Source organism: Pseudarthrobacter sp. CC4 (assembly GCF_048957775.1).
Taxonomy (GTDB): domain Bacteria; phylum Actinomycetota; class Actinomycetes; order Actinomycetales; family Micrococcaceae; genus Arthrobacter.
In genome coordinates this window covers 13,916-31,824 of sequence record NZ_JARCCZ010000027.1, presented here as the reverse complement: position 1 = coordinate 31,824, position 17,909 = coordinate 13,916, and the positions used below count along the sequence as shown (strand labels likewise).

The 17,909-nt window shown below is 65.9% G+C and carries 17 protein-coding genes and 1 pseudogene; 11 read left to right on the top strand and 7 right to left on the bottom strand.

The window, feature by feature from the left end; translation table 11 throughout:
* Positions 1-105: 105 nt before the first annotated feature.
* From PV768_RS17750 to PV768_RS17735, 4 genes are all read right to left on the bottom strand, one after another.
* Entirely contained in the window at positions 106-957 is an 852-nt protein-coding gene (locus PV768_RS17750) for a class II fructose-bisphosphate aldolase (RefSeq protein WP_421093722.1), read from the bottom strand.
* Complete coding sequence (locus tag PV768_RS17745; RefSeq protein WP_321215152.1) at positions 957-2,423, bottom strand: GntP family transporter; 1,467 nt, start codon at positions 2,421-2,423, stop codon at positions 957-959. Before PV768_RS17745 ends, PV768_RS17750 begins: the two co-directional genes overlap by 1 nt.
* A 70-nt stretch (positions 2,424-2,493) precedes the next feature.
* Positions 2,494-3,393: an NAD(P)-dependent oxidoreductase gene (locus PV768_RS17740; protein ID WP_323058159.1), complete on the bottom strand. Its 900-nt coding sequence runs from the start codon at positions 3,391-3,393 to the stop codon at positions 2,494-2,496.
* A 44-nt stretch (positions 3,394-3,437) separates the two neighbouring features.
* Positions 3,438-4,916 (bottom strand): four-carbon acid sugar kinase family protein, encoded by a 1,479-nt coding sequence (locus PV768_RS17735; RefSeq protein WP_421093721.1) that lies wholly within the window; start codon positions 4,914-4,916, stop codon positions 3,438-3,440.
* Between the two features lie 159 nt (positions 4,917-5,075).
* Here PV768_RS17735 and PV768_RS17730 point away from each other — a divergent pair, with 159 nt between their 5' ends.
* Both PV768_RS17730 and PV768_RS17725 read left to right on the top strand, forming a co-directional pair.
* Entirely contained in the window at positions 5,076-5,798 is a 723-nt protein-coding gene (locus tag PV768_RS17730; RefSeq protein WP_321215149.1) for a FadR/GntR family transcriptional regulator, read from the top strand.
* 105 nt (positions 5,799-5,903) lie between these two features.
* Positions 5,904-6,116 (top strand): dodecin, encoded by a 213-nt coding sequence (locus tag PV768_RS17725; RefSeq protein ID WP_139027623.1) that lies wholly within the window; start codon positions 5,904-5,906, stop codon positions 6,114-6,116.
* Between the two features lie 84 nt (positions 6,117-6,200).
* Here PV768_RS17725 and PV768_RS17720 read toward each other — a convergent pair whose 3' ends face one another.
* Together PV768_RS17720 and PV768_RS17715 are read right to left on the bottom strand one after the other, a co-directional pair.
* Positions 6,201-6,416, bottom strand: a complete 216-nt coding sequence (locus PV768_RS17720) for a hypothetical protein (protein WP_157239572.1) — start codon at positions 6,414-6,416, stop codon at positions 6,201-6,203.
* A gap of 128 nt (positions 6,417-6,544) precedes the next feature.
* On the bottom strand, positions 6,545-7,447 hold the full coding sequence (locus PV768_RS17715; RefSeq protein WP_421093720.1) for a helix-turn-helix transcriptional regulator: 903 nt from the start codon (positions 7,445-7,447) through the stop codon (positions 6,545-6,547).
* A gap of 193 nt (positions 7,448-7,640) precedes the next feature.
* On the opposite strand from PV768_RS17715, the gene PV768_RS17710 reads away from it, so the two are divergent.
* The 6 genes from PV768_RS17710 to PV768_RS17685 all read left to right on the top strand — a co-directional run bounded on the left by PV768_RS17710 (position 7,641) and on the right by PV768_RS17685 (position 12,373).
* Positions 7,641-8,462: an aldo/keto reductase gene (locus PV768_RS17710; RefSeq protein ID WP_157239574.1), complete on the top strand. Its 822-nt coding sequence runs from the start codon at positions 7,641-7,643 to the stop codon at positions 8,460-8,462.
* Between the two features lie 26 nt (positions 8,463-8,488).
* On the top strand, positions 8,489-9,460 hold the full coding sequence (locus PV768_RS17705) for an aldo/keto reductase (RefSeq protein ID WP_157239576.1): 972 nt from the start codon (positions 8,489-8,491) through the stop codon (positions 9,458-9,460).
* The gene (locus PV768_RS17700) at positions 9,454-10,482 is read left to right on the top strand and encodes an NAD-dependent epimerase/dehydratase family protein (protein ID WP_421093719.1); all 1,029 of its coding nucleotides are present in this window, start codon (positions 9,454-9,456) and stop codon (positions 10,480-10,482) included. The genes PV768_RS17705 and PV768_RS17700 overlap by 7 nt, the downstream gene beginning before the upstream one ends.
* Positions 10,483-10,563: 81 nt before the next feature.
* On the top strand, positions 10,564-11,397 hold the full coding sequence (locus PV768_RS17695) for an aldo/keto reductase (protein WP_157239577.1): 834 nt from the start codon (positions 10,564-10,566) through the stop codon (positions 11,395-11,397).
* A gap of 133 nt (positions 11,398-11,530) precedes the next feature.
* Positions 11,531-11,797 carry a GlsB/YeaQ/YmgE family stress response membrane protein gene (locus PV768_RS17690; RefSeq protein WP_421093718.1) on the top strand — a complete coding sequence of 89 codons (267 nt, stop codon included), beginning with the start codon at positions 11,531-11,533 and terminating at the stop codon, positions 11,795-11,797.
* A 111-nt stretch (positions 11,798-11,908) separates the two neighbouring features.
* Positions 11,909-12,373, top strand: coding sequence for a YtxH domain-containing protein (locus PV768_RS17685; protein ID WP_323058165.1), 465 nt, complete (start codon positions 11,909-11,911; stop codon positions 12,371-12,373).
* 209 nt (positions 12,374-12,582) lie between these two features.
* On the opposite strand, the gene PV768_RS17680 is transcribed toward PV768_RS17685, so the two are convergent.
* The gene (locus tag PV768_RS17680) at positions 12,583-13,440 is read right to left on the bottom strand and encodes a putative protein N(5)-glutamine methyltransferase (RefSeq protein WP_421093717.1); all 858 of its coding nucleotides are present in this window, start codon (positions 13,438-13,440) and stop codon (positions 12,583-12,585) included.
* A 117-nt stretch (positions 13,441-13,557) separates the two neighbouring features.
* Between PV768_RS17680 and PV768_RS17675 the strand changes: the two genes are divergently transcribed.
* From PV768_RS17675 to PV768_RS17665, 3 genes and pseudogenes are all read left to right on the top strand, one after another.
* On the top strand, positions 13,558-13,929 hold the full coding sequence (locus PV768_RS17675) for a lactonase family protein (protein ID WP_421093716.1): 372 nt from the start codon (positions 13,558-13,560) through the stop codon (positions 13,927-13,929).
* Positions 13,835-14,538: pseudogene (locus PV768_RS17670) on the top strand (lactonase family protein). The gene PV768_RS17675 and the pseudogene PV768_RS17670 overlap by 95 nt, the downstream one beginning before the upstream one ends.
* 177 nt (positions 14,539-14,715) lie before the next feature.
* Entirely contained in the window at positions 14,716-17,811 is a 3,096-nt protein-coding gene (locus tag PV768_RS17665) for an alpha-amylase family glycosyl hydrolase (RefSeq protein ID WP_421093715.1), read from the top strand.
* The last annotated feature ends 98 nt before the right edge of the window (positions 17,812-17,909 follow it).

Genomic DNA, 17,909 nt, shown 5'->3' with positions numbered 1-17,909 from the left:
GAAGCAGGCTCAGGTTAAGGGTGAGCTTGAGGAGGGCACCAGGATCACAAAAAGGAGGGAGGCCAGGATCATGGTTGATCCCGGCCTCCCTCCCCTGCGGAAATCTCAGCGCGTGAGCGTCGCCAGCGTGGTGGTTGCGAAGTCGCGGGCGGAGCTGTTCCAGTGGCCCAGGAGCGCCTGCAGGTTCTCGCCGTCGGCGCGGTGGCCCGGTAGCTGCTCCTCCAGTGTGGCCAGGACGCCGGTGCGGAGCTCCGTGTTGAAATTGACCTTGCCAACGTTCATGGAGGCCGCCTTCACCAGCTCCTCCGCCGGGATTCCGGAAGCGCCGTGCAGGACCAGCGGAAGGTGCGTGCGCACCGCAATGTCCTGCAGCACGTCCCAGCGCAGCTGCGGCTCGCCCTTGTATTTACCGTGGACGTTTCCGACGGCGACGGCCAGCAGTTCCGCGCCGGTACGGGCCACGAAGTCCTCCACCAGGGCGGAGTCGGTGAGGCCGGCCACGGCGACGCCGGACTGGTCCGCGCTGAAGGCGCGGTCCTCGTCGCCGGCGAGCCCGCCAAGCTCGGCTTCAAGTACCACGTCCGGCCCCAGCAGCGCACGGGCCGCCCGGACCAGCGCAATGTTGTCCTCGTAAGGGAGGGAGGAACCGTCGGCGAGGACGGAATCCGCCCCTGCCGCAACGGCGTCGGCCATCACCCGAAGGTCCGTTGCGTGGTCAAGCTGCACCGCCACCGGGACGGACGCAGCGTCAGCGAGGCCACGGAGGGCACCGATGAGGCGCAGGCCGTTCGACGTGGCGGCAGTCTTCGGGGCCACCAGCAGGATGACGCCACGGCCGGATTCCTCCGCCGCTGCCACCACGGCCAGCGCCGTCGTGAAGTCGTAGCAGGTGAAGGCCGGGATGGCGGAACCCTGCTGGAGGGCGGCGGTCACCAGGCGGTCGAGTCGGGTACGCATCAGACGCCCAGGCCTCCCACCAGGATCCAGGCCATGAAGGTCAGGACGAAGCCGGCCAGGCCCAGGATGGTGGTCAGGACGGTCCATGTCTTCAGGCCGTCCGAAACAGTGAGTCCGTAGTAGCGCACCACGGTCCAGAACCCGGCGTCGGTGACATGGGACAGGCCGAGCGAACCGAAGCCGATGGCGATGACGATCACGGCGATCTGGGCCGGGGTGTAGCCGCCTTCCATCACGGCGGACGTCAGCAGGCCGGTGGTGGTCACGATGGCAACGGTGGCCGAACCCTGCGCAGCGCGAAGGGCCAGGGAGATGACGAAGCCAAGGGCGATGACGGGCAGGCCCAGGTGGTCCAGGGTCTGGGAGAGGGCGGCGCCGATCCCGGAGGTGCGGAGGACTTCACCGAACACGCCGCCGGCGGCAACCACCATCAGGATGGAGGCGATGGGGGGCAGGGCGCCCTCGAAGATTTCGCCGGTTTCCTTCAGCGACCAGTTGCGGCGGACGGCCAGCAGGAAGAAGGACAGCGCAACGGCCACCAGCAGCGCGAAGAACGGGTTGCCGATGAACGCGGCCAGGCCGTACCAGGAGTTGTCCTTGGGGATGGAGAGGGTGCCCAGGGTGCCAAGGAGGATCTGCACAATCGGGGCGGCGATGAGGAAGATGATCAGGCCGGGACGGGGCGGGGCAACAGCCATGGCGCCGGGGCCGTCGTGGCCTACCTTGACCAGCGAGTCGGAGCCGAATTCTTCAACCTGTGCCTTGACGGACGGGAGGAGCTCGTACTCCTTGCGGTTCATGATGCTGGCAACCCAGTAGGACAGGAAGCCCAGGGGAATGCAGATGGCCAGGGAGATCAGGGTGATGAGTCCGATGTCGGCACCGAAGACGCCGGCACCTGCCACGATGCCGGGGTGCGGCGGAACGGCCACGTGGATGGCGAGCATGATGCCGGCCATGGGCAGGCCGAACTTGACCGGGTGCACCTTGGCGATCTTGGCGAAGGCGTAGACGATGGGGACCAGCACAATGACGCCGACTTCGAAGAAGACCGGAATGGCTACCAGGAAGCCGACGGCGGTGAGGGCCACGGCAACCCGCTTGGCGCCGAGCTTTGCGGTGAAGTGGGCGGCAAGGGACTGGACGCCGCCGGACACCTCGATCATGCGGCCCAGGACGGCGCCGAGTGCGATCAGCAATGCCACCTTGCCCATGGTGCTGCCGACACCGTTGGCGACAACGGTGAAGACGTCCTTGAGCGGGATCTGGGCAGCGACGGCAACCAGGATGCTGACGGTGAGCAGGGCAACGAAGGCCTGGATCTTGAAGCGGATGATCATGACCAGCAGCACGGCAATGCCGAGGGCTGCGATGGTCAGGAGCAGCGGAGTGCCAAGCTCCACTGCGGGTTTGATGGCTGGAGTTTCAGCCGCCCGCGCGATCAGCGGGTGCATCAGGTGGTTCATTTCGGGGTGTCTCCTTTGACAGGCCGGTCTTCCGGAAGACTGGCCATCAGGCGCTGGTTGAGGAAAGTGGCTACGCGGTGCGCTTTGTGGGCGCAACGACCTTGATGACGGCGGAGTCGTCGGCGGCGGCGAGGCCCTGGGCCTGGCCCAGCAGGTAGAGCTGCTCGGCAGCAGCGGCAACCGGGGCTGCCAGGCCGGCGGCACGGGTGGCCTTGCCCACGATGCCCATGTCCTTGACGAAGATGTCCAGGCGGGAGAGGACCTCGGCGCCTTCCTCGTTGTAGGCCTCAAGGATGCGCGGCCCGCGGTTGGACAGCATGAACGAGCCCGCGGCGCCGGCCTCGAGGGCGGCGAGGGTCTTGGCCTGGTCCAGTCCGAGGGCGTCGGCGAGGGCCATGGCTTCGGCCGCTGCGGCGATGTGCACGCCGCAGAGGAGCTGGTTGACGGTTTTGAGGGCCTGTCCGTCGCCGGGCTTGTCGCCCACAACGGTCAGGGTGGAAGCCAGCAGGTCCAGCGCGGGGGCTGCCTTTTCGCGGGCTTCGGGGGAAGCGCCGACCACGATCAGCAGGTCGCCTTCGCCGGCGCGCTTGGGGCCTCCGGACAGCGGTGCGTCAACGAGGTCCACGCCGTATTCGGCGAGCTTGGCCACCGTGGCGGGGATGGCTTCGGTGCCCACGGTGCTGCCAAGGATGACGACGGCGCCGGGCTCAAGCACGGAGGCCACGCCGTTCTCGCCGAAGAGGACGTCGTTGAGCTGCTCGCCGTTGCGGACGGCCAGGAGCACGGCGTCGGCACCCTTGGCGGCTTCGCGGGCAGAGGCGAAGGTGGCGATGCCGGCTTCTTCGGCGAGCTTCAGGCGCGGTTCGGCGATGTCGAAGCCGTGGACTGTCAGCTGGGACGCGAGGCGGGTGGCCATGGGCAGGCCCATGGCGCCGAGGCCCAGGACTGTGACGGTGTAGTTGCTGGTCATGGTGTTCTCCATTGAATGTGTGCGGAATCTGGAGCCGGTGGGGGTTAGAAGGTGTTGCTGAGCTTGCGGGTGACGTCGGCCAGTGACTGGTCGTCGCCCACGTTGCCGGCGAAGACGATGTACGGGATGCCCTTGGCGGGGCCGTCCACCGGTTCCCAGAGCGAGACGATGCCGGGAAGCATGGGGCCGCGGACAATGGCGTGCCGGATTTCCAGGCCGTGGGCGGCCACGTCGGAGGAGGTGATTCCGCCCTTGGCGATGACGAACCGCGGCGGGAAGGTCTTCAGTGTCCGGTTCACCACGGCGACGACGGCGGCGGACACGGTGCGTGCGATCCGCAGGCTTTCGGCCGGGTCGTCTGTCTTGATGAGCAGGCGGCTGGTGTGGACGATGACGTCCCCGCCGTGGAGGGCCTCGACGACGGTGTCCACCGTCTGGTCCAAGTGGCTGGCGGATTCCGGGCCGAGGAGCTTTTCGACGTCGATCTCCACGATGCGTGCGGCGCTGTGCTGCTCCGTCAGGGCCTTGAGCTGGCGGGTGGTGACGCCAACGTGGGAGCCGACGACGATCAGGCCGCCTGCTTCCGACGGTGTGTTTCCGGCGTAGGCTTCCGCACCGCTGAGTTCGGCGCGGATTTCCTGGCCGATCCGGGCACGGCCGAAGGGAGGGCCTACGCGGTAAAGGAGCTTCTTGCCGCGCCGTTCGGCTTCTTCCAGGCCGAGGGACAGGGCACGGAGGTCGTTTTCGGTCACGATGTCCGCCACGATGGGGGTGGAATCCGTGGCCCGTTCGATTGCGTCGGCGATGGCGTTGGCAGAGATGGCAGGGTCCTGGGCTGCCGCGCCGGCGCGGATGATGTTCAGGTCCAGGACGATGACCGTGTCCGCGGCGAAGCGGCCCCTGGACTTCTCTTCGACGTAGTCAGCCATTACGGAGGTGGAAAAGCCGAAGGTGGCGTCCTTGGCGAACTCTGTTTCGGACACCGGGATGAGGGTGCCGGCCGCGTCTGCGGTGCCGCGCATGTAATGGACGCCGCCGATGGTGACCCGCCCGGCGTCGGGGAAGGCTGGAACCAGCACAACGCCGTCGGTTTTTTCCCCGCTGACGTCCGATACTGTGGCGGCGATGACGTCCGGCTCCAGGGGGTAGTGGCCGCGGAGGGTGGAATCGCTGCGGCTGACGAAGCCAAGGCGCAGTTCTTCCGGGGAACCCGCTGCTGCGAGGGCATTGCGGACCACCTCCTCATTGCGGGCGGCAGCCTCGGCAGGGTCCAGGCTGCGGGTGTTCGTGAGGACGTAGACGGCAGGCTTCGACTGGCTGAAAGCCCAAATGAAGTCTTCCACGTCCCAGCGGGTGAGCACGGGCAGGTCTGCCACGGACTGCGTTCCGGTGGGGTCGTCGTCGAGCACGACCAGGACACGCGGGGTCTCCGCGTTGGAGGCAGCCAGGATGCTGGCTACCAGTTCGGCGGGAATCCGGACCTCGGCCGGATACGCGGCCAGGACGTCTGTTTCAAGCGTCACAGTGCACTCCGTTGTGTATGGATCCTCTGACAGATCCTGATGTAAAAGACAGGTGTAAGATGTCAGACATCTTGCATTTGGTTTTTAGTGTGGCACAGGACATAACGACGCGCAAGTAGACTTGTCTGACATATCCAATGAGGGAATAACGGGGGCAGCATGGCGAGGCAATCACTGGTGGGCCAGGTGGCCGACGAGCTCCTGGACCGCATCATCGCCGGTGAGTTCCCGCCCGGCGCCACCGTCCCCGGCGAGCATGAGCTCAGCGCCCGGCATGAGGTCAGCCGGATGACGGTCCGCGAGGCCATGAAAACGCTCCAGGCGCAGCGGATCCTGAGCGTCGAGCGGGGCCGGGGCACGTTCGTGAACCCCCTCAACCGCTGGGCATCGCTGGAGGCCGTGCTGCGCGCCGCTTCCGAGGGCAAGAACGAGGCTGACGCTTCCATCCAGCTCATCGAACTGCGGCGCATGCTGGAAGCCGGCGCCTGTGAACTGGCGGCGGGAAGGATCAGCGACGCTGAGATCCAGGCCCTGTACAGCTATGTGGCGGCCATGCGTGCCGCCCACGAAGTCAATGACGTGGCCGCGTTCGTGGCCGCGGACCTGGCTTTCCACGACCTGATCCTGCATGCCTCGGAGAACGTCTTCGTGGCTGTGCTGTTCGAGCCGCTGCACCGGGTGCTGGAAAAGCGGCGCACTGAAACCTCGGCCGTCCGTGAGATCCAGGAGCATGCGATCCGGCACCACCAGAACATTGCCGAAGCGCTGGAGTCGCGGGATGCCACCCGTTCTCGGCAGGCCATGGACGCGCACATGCAGCAGACCCTGGACGACCTGAAGAACCTGGTGCTCGAGGCGAAGCAGGCCGCGGGTTCGTCCTGACGGCGGTGCGGAACATCGGATAAGGGCTGGTCAACGTTCTGGAAGTGCCACTAGTCTTCAAGGACCGCCCGCAACCGGGAGCACCGTTGATCACGAGGAGCGAAGTTGTCCAACCACACGTACAGCATTTCTGAAATCGTCGGCACGTCGGACCAGGGAGTGGACGACGCCGTCCGCAACGGGATCGCCAAGGCTTCCCAGACCCTCCGCAACCTTGACTGGTTCGAGGTCAAGGAGATCCGGGGCCACCTCGAAGAAGGCAAGATCGCCGACTGGCAGGTCACCATCAAGATCGGCTTCCGGCTGGAAGAGCACTAACTCCCGCCCAACTGACTCCCAGCAGACGTCGCGAAACCGTGTTTTGACGACGTCTGCTGCGAGTCAGTTGGCGTTTAAGCGGGCCTAGTTCGCCGAGACGGTGCCGGCCGAGCGGCGCCGCCAGACGGTTGGAATGCCGTCGAACGCGGGAAAAACCTGTCCTTCGAAGAAGGACAGGACGGTGTGCGGATCGTGGTCCGGGCTCCACAGGCCCGACGCCGGGCAGTGCGAACCGGTGGCGGTGGAGGGGGCGTCGGCGGCGGCAGCCTGGCGTTCCTTGAGCAGTGCGATGCGTTTCATCGTTGAGACCATCCTTGGTGGAGAAACCTTGCTCCTCCAGCCTAGGAAAAGTGCAATCTTTCCCCAATGGGCTCGTGGCCAGAAACACCCGCCTCAAATGGCCAAAAGTACAACGGCTCCGGCCGCCGTCACTCCCCGCTTTCCGCCGTGGCCGGAGCGGTGTTGCGGTCGGATTCACGTTCGGCCGCCGGCTGGGGTGCTCCCAGGCTGCCGAGCAGTGCAAGCGCGTCGGCCGACGGCGAAGCGGCCCGGGCCGAATACACCCGAAGCGTCTGGTCGGGATCGTCCGGGAGGACAAGGTTTTCAAAGTTCAGTTCCAGGTCCCCGACGGCGGGGTGGTGCAGGCGCACGCTTCCTGCCGACCGGGTGGCCACCCGGTGCCCGGCCCACCATTGGCGGAAGTGCTCGCTATGGACAGCGAGTTCGCCCACCAGCTGGTTGGCCTGGGCATCGTTGGGGTGGCGGCCTACATCCAGCCTCAACGCTCCGGCCGCTTCCGCCGCCACGGTTTTCCAGTCACGGAAGAGCTCGCGGGCTGACGGGTCAAGAATGAGCCAGCGGGTCAGGTTGCGTTCGGCAGCCGGCAGCGCGGGGAAATCCGCGAACAGCAGGAAGGCCATCCTGTTGCCGGCGAGGACGTCACTGCGCCGGCCCAGCACCATGGCCGGAACGTCGCCCATCGCCTCCAGGAGCTGCCGCAGCGCCGGACGGACAGCCTGGGCGGCCGTTGTGCTGGACCTCGCGGACCCGGCACAGTTTTCCAGCAGGTCCATCATGTGCGCATGCTCGCTGCCGTCCAGCCGCAAGGCCCTCGACACTGCCTCAAGGACGGTCCGCGACGGATGGATGTTCCGGCCCTGCTCCAGCCTGACGTAGTAGTCGGTACTCACCCCTGCCAGCCGGGCGACTTCTTCGCGGCGGAGGCCGGGAACCCGGCGGGCACCGGAGGTGGGTCCCGCACCGGCGTCCTCAGGGCTCAGGCGGGACCGCATGGCTTTGAGGAATTTTCCGAACTCCGCGCTTTGACCCATGCAGACCATTGTGCCCGCCATGGTGGCTCTCTCCTACAACGAAGGTAGGACTGGGAGTCCTAGGAAAAACAGAATCAGGTTCCCCTGCTGACTTCCCGGCCAAAAGTGCATAGGCTCAAAAGCGAGCCAGCGGAAACCGCTTTCTCCCGTCGAGTCAACGGCACCCCACCCCCGCATGTTTCAAGGAGCCCCAATGTCAGAGCTGACACTGAACAACGGCGTCACCATCCCCCAGCTTGGTTTCGGCGTCTTCCAGGTACCGCCGGAGGACACGCAGCGGACCGTGGAGGACGCCTTCGAGGCCGGGTACCGCCACATAGACACGGCCGCCGCCTACCGGAACGAGGCGGGCGTGGGTGCCGCGATCGCGGCTACCGGCATTCCGCGCGAGGACATCTTTGTAACCACCAAGCTTCGGAACGGCGAGCAGGACCGCGCGCAGGAAGCGTTCCAGAACAGCCGCAAAGCCCTGGGCCTCGACTACGTTGACCTCTACCTCATCCATTGGCCCGTCCCGTCGCAGGACTTGTACGTCCAGGCCTGGAAGGAGATGGAACGGCTCTACGAGAACAACCAGATCCGCGCCATAGGCGTTTCCAACTTCCTCGCCGAGCACCTGGACACCCTGCTGGAGTCCTCGGAGATCGTCCCGGCCGTCAACCAGATCGAACTGCACCCCAGTTACCAGCAGGCAGACCTTGCGGCCAAGTGCCGGGGCCTTGGCATCGCCGTGGAGGCCTACAGCCCGCTGGGACAGGGCGGAGACCTGAACGGCAATGCGGTGACCGGCATCGCCAACGCCCACAATGCCACCCCGGCGCAGGTGGTGCTCGCCTGGCATCTGGCCGCGGGAAACATCGTGATTCCCAAGTCCAGCCAGGCCGCCCGGATCCGGGAGAACTTCGCTGCCTCCGCCCTCACCCTCTCCGACGAGGAGCTTGCCGCCATCAGCGCCCTTGAGTCCGGGGCCCGCATCGGCTCCGATCCCGCCGTCGCCGCCTTCACGCAGCTGTAGAACCACCAAACCCAAAGGATTCAGCCATGCAGTACACCCATCTGGGCCGCTCCGGCCTAAAAGTCTCCCGCCTTTGCCTCGGCACCATGAACTTCGGCCCGCAGACCGAGGAAGCGGACGCCCACTCCATCATGGACTCGGCCCGCGAGCAGGGCATCAACTTCTTCGACACTGCCAACGTCTATGGCGGCGCCGGCCACCGCGGCTGGACCGAAGAAATCATTGGCCGCTGGTTCGCCAAGGGCGGCGAGCGCCGCGAGCACACGGTCCTGGCCACCAAGCTTTACGGCACCATGACGGACCGCCCCAACGAGTCCAAGCTCTCCGCCCTGAACATCCGCCGCGCACTCGACGCCAGCCTGAAGCGCCTGCAGACGGACTACATCGACGTCTACCAGTTTCACCACATCGACCGGGACACCCCGTGGGACGAAATCTGGCAGGCCATCGAGGTGGCGGTCCAGCAAGGGAAGATCCTCTACTCGGGCAGCAGCAACTTCGCCGGCTGGCATATTGCCCAGGCACAGGAGGCGGCCAGGCGGCGCAACTACACCGGCCTGGTGAGCGAGCAGTCCATCTACAACCTGTTCATGCGCCAGGTGGAGCTGGAAGTGATCCCGGCGGCCCAGCAGTACGGGCTGGGGCTCATCCCCTGGTCGCCGCTGCAGGGCGGGCTCCTGGGCGGGGTATTGAAGAAGGAGCGCGACGGCGTTCGGCGCACCGAGGGCCGTGCAGCCGAAACACTCAAGAAGCATGAAGACCAGATCCGGCAGTACGAGGATTTCGCCGATGAGCTGGGCCACGAACCGGGCGACATCGCCCTTTCCTGGCTCCTGCACCAGCCTGCCGTCACGGCACCCATCGTGGGACCGCGCACCCAGGAACAGCTCGACGCCGCCGTCAGGGCATTGGACGTAACCCTGGACGCCGACACCCTCAAACGATTGGACGACATCTTCCCGGGGCACCGTACGGCACCGGAAGACTACGCGTGGTGAACCCCTCCACCCCTGACGCCGGTACGGTGGCGCCGAGGAACATCCTGTTCCTCGGCGGCACCGGCGTCATCAGTGCGGCGGCCGCAGAACGCGCCGTCGCATTGGGGCACCGGCTGACCATCCTCAACCGGGGCCGGTCCACAAGGCCGGTTCCGGAAGGGGCTGAAACCCTCACCGCGGACGTGCGGGACGCCTCCGCGGTTCGTGACGCGCTGGGCGGGCGCGATTTCGATGCCGTCGCGGACTTCATCACGTACACCCCCGACCACGCCAAGGCCAGCCTGGACCTGTTCACAGGCCGCACCGGGCAGTACGTGTTCATCAGCTCCGCCTCTGCGTACCAAAAGCCGCCCACCCGGCTTCCAATCCGCGAATCCACGCCCCTGAAGAACCCGTTCTGGCAGTACTCGCGGGACAAGATCGCCTGCGAGGAACTGTTTTACCAGGCCTACAGAGAACAGGATTTCCCGCTCACCGTGGTGCGCCCTTCCCACACGTACGACCGCACCAAAATCGCCATGGTGGGCGGCTGGACGGACCTCCACCGGATGCGGGCGGGGCTGCCGGTCATGGTGCACGGGGACGGGACCTCGCTGTGGACCCTGACGCACAGCATGGACTTTGCCAAGGCTTTTGTGGGGCTGCTCGGCCTGCCGCAAGCGGTAGGCGAGAGCTACACCATCACATCCGACGAGTACCTGCCCTGGAACCAGATCTACCGGCTGTTCGCCCGTGCAGCCGGTGTTGCGGACCCGGAACTGGTCCACGTTGCCTCCGAAACCATCGCCGCCCACAGCCCGGAGCTGGGACCCAACCTCCTGGGCGACCGCTCCCACTCGGTGGTCTTCGACAACACCAAGATCAAGTCCCTGGTCCCCGGCTACTGCGCCACCATTCCCTTCGCCGACGGCGCACGCGAAATCGTGGACTGGCACGACGCGAACCCTGGCCTCCAGGTGGTGGACCGGGAATTCATGGACCTCAGTGACCGGTTGACCGGCTGGGCCAGGCGGGGTGCCTAACGCCGGGCGGGCAGCGCCGCCTTCGAATATTCCCCGGGCATTCAAGGGCCCGGGGAAGCCGATCCGGGAGAGACTGGTGAAATGACACTTGCACCGCTGATCAAACTCAATGACGGCTACTCCATCCCCCAGGTGGGCCTTGGCACCTGGCCGCTGGACGACGACCAGGCGGCCACCGCCGTCGTGCAGGCCCTGGAAGCCGGCTACCGGCACATCGATACAGCCGTGAAGTACGGCAACGAGCAGGGCGTGGGCAACGGTATCCGGGCCAGCGGCGTGGACCGTGGCGAGCTGTTCATCACCACCAAACTGGACGGCCAATACCAGGGGAACGACAGGGCGGTGGAGGGGCTGGAAGGGTCACTGAAGCGGCTGGGGCTGGATTACGTGGACTTGCTGCTTATTCACTGGCCCCTGCCCGCGCGGGACGAGTACATCTCCACGTGGAAGACCTTCGAGCGGCTCCAGGCGGAAGGAAAAGTGCGCTCCATCGGCGTCTCCAACTTCAAACCCTCCCACCTGGAACGGCTGATGGCCGTTACTGACGTGGTCCCCGCCGTCAACCAGATCCAGCTGACGCCGGCGGTCACGCGCGCGGCCGAGCGGGAATTCCATGCAAAGCACGGAATCGTCACCGAGTCCTACAGCCCGCTGGGAGGCGCCGGGGCCAGCCTGCTCGGTGCTCCCATCCTCTTCCAACTAGCCGAAAAGCACGGAAAAACGCCCGGCCAACTGGTCCTTCGATGGCATGTTCAAAACGGAATTGTAACGATTCCGAAAACGTCGAATCCGGACCGGATGAGGGAAAACCTGGACATCTTCGATTTCGCCTTGGATCCGCAGGATCTAGCGGAATTAGCCGTCCTGGACGAAGGTCCCGGTGCGGGCAATGATTCCGACGTGACAGGGCACTGAAACGGGCCTGAAGTGGGCTTTTCCGGGAACCCGGGGTTGGCAAATAGATAGTAAGCATGATTACTATTGAGGCAGAAGGATGAAGTGCTTCCGGGATCCGGAGGCCTCCTTTATTTAGGAAGAGGAACGAAAAATGGGATTTCTTGCATTTCTGATTCTCGGACTTATTGCTGGTGCGATCGCTAAGGCGATCCTCCCGGGCCGGCAGGGTGGCGGCTGGATCATCACCCTCGTCCTGGGCGTCGTCGGAGCACTCCTCGGCGGCTGGATCGGCGGAATGATCTTTGGCAGCGGACTGCAGGAGTTCTTCTCCCTGCAGACGTGGCTGCTGGCCATCGGCGGCGCGCTTATCGTGCTGCTGGTTTACGGCCTGGTCACCAAGCGCGGCGCTCGCGGCTAACTGTCGCGTACGCCAGGAAACCGGCCTGGGGACAACATCCCCGGGCCGGTTTTCCTATCTCCCGGCCTCTCTGGCCGGAAGTGAAACCTTCTCAGTGAGCAGGAGTTCATCTTGAAAAACAAACTTCTTTTGGGCGTTGGCATTGCCGCCGGGTACGTGCTTGGGTCGCGGTCCGGCAGGGCCGCCTATGACAAGCTCAAGGCACGCGCTGCGGGCATCTGGGACAGCAAGCCCGTGCAGGACAAGGTTGCGGTTGCAACGGAGGCCATCAAGGAAAAGGCTCCCGAGGTCGCGGACCAGTTGAGTGAGGCCGCACGCCGGGCAGGTACGGTGATCGGCTCAGCAGTGCATCGTGAAGGCTCCTCCGGCTCCGGCGGCACCAAATCGTCAACGTCCGACGCCGGCACGACAGCCAGTGCCCCTGGCACCACAGTTCCGGGTACCTCTACCGCTGGAGCTCCAGGCAGGAGCACCCCAAGTGGCGACGACCTTGGCGAGGACCACATCCCCGCGCACTCCACCCACCCGGAAACCTTGAACCTCGGCACCTCCGACGAGACCAATTCAAAGGCCTAGCCCCGGCACACCGTCCGGCCTGTGACGGCCCGTCCCGCTTGACAGCGGAAAAACAGCGGGTCTGTGCTACAACTGAATGGCTTTGCTGGCCGTCGCGATCCTTGGGGGACGCGGCGGCCAGCAGCGTCTTAGCTAAACTGCTGGCCCGCATGCCTCCCTTCCCGCCCTAGCGGTTCGGTGGGGTCCAGCCGAGCCGCCCTGGACCGGGCTCAGGCTAAAGAAGTGCCAGGCCCGGCAGCGCCAACGCCGGCACTGCCAACGCCGGCACTGCCAATAACTACAGTGCCGTCGAGTTCGTCTGAATGGACTGTCCGGACGGCAAGGCCCGCCGCGGCCACAACGGATGCGGTTCCCTCAGCCTGCTGCTCACTGGTCTCAATGAGCAGATGCCCGTCGGAGGACAGCCACTCCAGCGACCCTGCGGCCACGCGTCGGTGGAAGTGGAGCCCGTCCGGGCCGCCGTCGAGTGCTGTCCGCGACTCATAGAGGCGGGCTTCCGGCGGCATCGTTCTTATCGCATCTGTGGGGACATAGGGGGCATTCACGGCCAGGACGCGCACCCTGCCTTGGAGCCCGGGCGGAAGCGCGGCAAACAGGTCCCCTTCGTACACGCGTCCGCCCACCGGGCCCACGTTGCGGCGCGCGCACTTCGCGGCGCCCGGGTCGACGTCTGCAGCATGCAGTTCGATGCCCGGGTCCCGCCGGGCAATGGCCGCCCCGACTGCCCCGGACCCGCAGCACAAGTCAACAACAATGCGGGGTGCAGAAAACCGGCCGCCCTGCAGCAGTCCCACGGCCTCGTCCACCAGCAGTCGGGTCCGGCGCCGGGGCACAAAGACCCCCGGCTCGACAGCGATCCGGTGTCCGTCGAAGCCGGCCCAGCCAAGAATGTACTCCAGGGGCTCGCCCGATCTGCGCCGGCCAACCCATTCAGCGAGCGCTGCAGGGCCGGGCGCCTCACTGATAAGCAGCCCCGCCTCATCTTCGGCAAATACACATCCGGCGGCCCGCAACGCGGAAACTGTGGCGGCAAACGGGTGGGGCGCGGAGATCCCGGAAACTGGCAAGGGCACACCTTTCTGCGAGCCGGGCGTTTCAACAAGCCGAGCCGGCCTGGGCCGGATGGAGTCCAATGCTAGTCCGCAATTGCACCGCACGGCAGCGCTTGTTGGCAGGTTGGACCTATGACCCCGCCCGCACAGGACGATCTCATTTGGACCGGTAGCTACACCGCCGATGGAGGCGGCCGTGCCGATGGCATCGGTGCCCTCGCCGCGCACGCGGAAGGAAGCCTCGAATGGCTGGAAACGGCGGTGAAGGCGGATTCGCCGTCGTTCCTTGCCGTTCATCCCGCCTTGCCGGTGGTGTACGCGGTGGCCGAGCAGCGCGGGATGGTCCGGGCTTTCCGCCGCACGGGTGACTTTGGACTGGAACCACTGGGTGGTCCACAGCCCGCCGGAGATGCAACATGCCATGTGGCAGTGGACCCGCGGTGCCGCTTCCTCACGGCAGCCTGCTGGGGGCGACGGGCAGGTCCTGCTCTACGAACTGGATGACGACGGCGGGATGACAGGCTGCTTCCCGGCGGCACCATCGGTGGATCCGCACGCCGGCCTCAACCCGGGTGAACCTCGGCAAAGCCGGGCCCACGCCAGCCTGATGCTGGCGGACGGACGCGTCATGACGACGGACCTGGGCCATGACACCCTCCGGGTCTGGAACTATGTGCCGGGCACCGGCCTGGTGGCTGACCATGAGGTTGCCCTCCCGTTCGGCAGCGGTCCCCGCCACGTGGTGCAGCACCAGGGCGGCAATGTGCTCGTGGTGTCCGAGTACTCCGTTGAAGTGTTCGTCGTGAGGCCGGAAGCGGGGACATTCGAGGTGATCTTCCGTGGTCCGGCCACCTCCGGCGGCCGGGCTCCGGGCGACTCCGCCGCGGAGATCCCAGCGGCGGAAACTGGCCGCGCCACCACCTGGTCAGGGGAACGTGGCTGCACGTAGCCCACGAGCGGTCGGACAACGTGGCAACGTTCGCCCTGGATGACGTGACCGGCATCCCTACCGGGATGGTCAACGACGTGCAGGTCCCGTCGCCGACTGCCCTGGTCCCCGCCCCGGCGCCGGCCGGCTGGAGGTTCCAAGGGGCGGCCGGCAGGAAGCGCTGAGGCCAAGCGGAACCGCGGACGCCATTGGCTAAACACTGGAGTTATTCAATGCAAGCGCTTACAGTTGTGCCGTGGCTCACAAGGAAGCTTGCTTACCTGTGAGCCCTCACAGCAATTGCCGGCTGTTGTCCGCCGGCAAGCCTGAACAGCAGCGCCGCTCCCAGGAAGGTCTCAGCCTTGATATTCCGCACCCGTCCCAGCGCGCCCCCACGCGCCCGAAAGTCTCCAGGATCCACCACACCCCCGGCCGCGCCGGCCCGGGCCGTTGCCGCCGGACTGCTGGCAGCCGCCGTCGCCGCCTCCGCGGCAGTCCTTCCCGCCCAGGCTGCACCTGGCCCCAAAGACCCTGGGTCGGCGTCGGCCCTTCACTCACTCCGCGCCCCCGTAACGGATGAGAACTTCTACTTTGTGATGGCGGACCGCTTCAGCAACGGAAGCACCGCGAATGACCAGGGCGGCCTGGGCAGCGATCCCATGGTGTCCGGCTTCGATCCCACAAACAAGGGGTTCTACAACGGCGGAGACCTTGCGGGCCTCCTGGACAAGATCGACTACATCCAGGGCCTGGGCACCACTTCCATCTGGCTCACCCCCAGCTTCAAGAACAAAGCGGTGCAGACAGAGGACGGATCGGCCGGATACCACGGCTACTGGATCACCGACTTTACCCAGATCGATCCGCACCTGGGCACCAATGCCGAGCTCAAGGCCCTCATTGATGAGGCCCACAGCCGCGGCATGAAGGTCTATTTCGACATCATCACCAACCACACGGCTGATGTCATCAGCTACAAGGACGGCGCACGCCAGGGATACGTTTCCAAGGATGAAGTGCCCTACAAGACCGCGGACGGCGTGGCGTTCGATGACCGCGATTACGCCGGCTCGGACAGCTTCCCGAAACTCGACCCAATGAAATCCTTCCCCTACATTCCCGAACTGACAGCCGAAGAGCAAAACCTGAAGGTCCCCGCCTGGCTGAACGATCCAACGCTGTACCACAACCGCGGTGACACAACCTTCGCGGGTGAGGACGCCTACTACGGCGACTTCTTCGGCTTGGATGACCTGTTCACCGAGCACCCCAGAGTGGTCAGCGGCATGAAGGACATCTACAAGACCTGGATCGGCGACTTCGGCGTGGACGGCTTCCGGATCGACACGATGAAGCACGTCAACAACGAGTTCTGGCAGGAGTTCGGCCCGGACGTCCTCAACTACGCCAAGGCGCAGGGCAAGGACGAGTTCTTTATGTTCGGCGAGGTCTTCGACACCACCAAGAGCTTCACCTCCCAGTTCACCACCCGCAACCAGATGCAGGCTGTCCTGGACTTCCCCTTCCAGGAGGCAGCCCGGAGCTTCGCCTCCAAGGGACAGGACACCCGCACCCTGGAGACGTTCTTCGCCGGCGATGACTGGTACACGGATGCAGATTCGAACGTGTACCAGCTGCCCACCTTCCTGGGAAACCACGACATGGGCCGCATCGGCAGCTTCATCGCCGCGGACAACCCCGGAGCGACGGACGACGAAAAGGTGGCCCGCGACCGGCTGGCCCACGAACTGATGTACTTCTCCCGCGGCAACCCCGTGATCTATTACGGCGACGAGCAGGGCTTCACCGGCCCCGGCGGGGACCAGGACGCACGCCAGACCCTCTTCCCCAGCAAAGTGGAGGCATACCTCGACGACGACCTGCTGGGCACCGAGGCCACGCACGCCGAGGACAACTTCAACCCCGGGCACCCGCTGTACGGCAAGATCAGCGAGCTCGCCGCGCTCACCAAGGAGCACCCGGCCCTGCGCGACGGCGCCCACCAGCACCGCTATGCCTCCGACGGGCCCGGCATCTACGCCTTCTCCCGCACGGATGCGGCGGACCAGCGCGAGTATGTCGTGGCGCTGAACAACAGCGAACAGGCACAGACCGCAGAGGTACCCGCCTACATCGCCAAGCGCACCTACACGCGGATCTACGGCGAAGGCGCGGACGAGGCGAAGACGTCGGCGGACGGCAAGCTGGCCGTCACCGTCCCGCCGCTTTCCGCCGTGGTGTACCAGTCCTCCGGCAGGATCCCGCACTCCAAGGAAGCGCCCGCCGTCGTCCTCCAGGAGCCGGCACCCGCGCAGGGTGACAACGGGCGCCTCAAGGTGACGGCCGACGTCGGCGGTTCCTCGTTCTATGAGGTCACCTTCGAAGCCAAGGCAGCAGGCGGGGACTGGACGCCCATCGGCACTGATGACACGGCTCCGTACCAGGTGTTCCACGACGTGGCGGCCTTCGACGCCGGCACGGCGATGGAGTACCGCGCCACCGTACTGGACAACGGCGGACACACCGCCACGTCACAGTCCCGCACGGCAAACGTTCCCGCACCCGTCATCACGCTGCAGAAGCCGGTGGAAGGCAGCAACGTGAAAGGCTCGGTGGAGCTCAGCGCCACCGTCGATCCCGAGAAGGCAAGCCACGAGGTTACCTTCGAACGCAGCGTGGCCGGCGGCGAGTGGACCACGGTTGCCACCGACGGGTCCTCACCCGTTTACTCGGCAACGGACGACATCTCGAACCTTGAGGACGGCACCAAGGTGGCCTACCGGGCCACAATGACCGGTCCCGGTTTCAGCGTGGCCAGCGCGGCCCGGACGGTCACGGTGGGCGATGCCCCGCAGCCCGGCTCAGTGACCGTGGTTGGGTCCCTGAACCAGGCCATGGGCTGCGCGGCGCCCTGGGAGCCCACGTGTTCACAGGCCAGGATGGCACTGGACCCGGCCGACAAGATCTGGCGGCTCACGGTGGACCTGCCTGCCGGCCAGTACGAGTACAAGGCTGCACTGAACGGCGGCTGGGCGGAGAACTACGGCGCCGGCGGCAAGCTCAACGGGCCGAACATCGCCCTGGACCATCCGGGCGGCCCCGTGACGTTCCGCTATGACAACAGCACGCACGTGATCACGGCCGTGTACGCCTCCCAGCAGCCCGGCGCCGTTGCGGCTGCGGGGAGCATGAACAGCGAACTGGGCTGCATCAAGGACTGGGATCCGGCCTGCGACCAGGCGCAGCTGGTGCTGGACCTGGCCGGCCTCGTCTGGAAGCTGGCCGTGCCGAATCTCGCCGCGGGAACGTACGAGTTCAAGGCCGCCCTTGACCGGTCCTGGGGTGTCAGCTACGGCGCGGGCGGAAGTTCCCCGGGCGGCAACATCGTGTTCAAGCACGACGGCGGCCCGGTCACTTTCCGCTATGACCACTTCAGCCACCTGATCACGGCCGGCTAGCGGAGCCCCGCGAAAACCGAAATCGCGGGGTCACTTCGCGCCCCATCCGGAGCATTGGATGGGCGCGAAGTGGCCCTCCCCACCCGCACCCTAGCCTG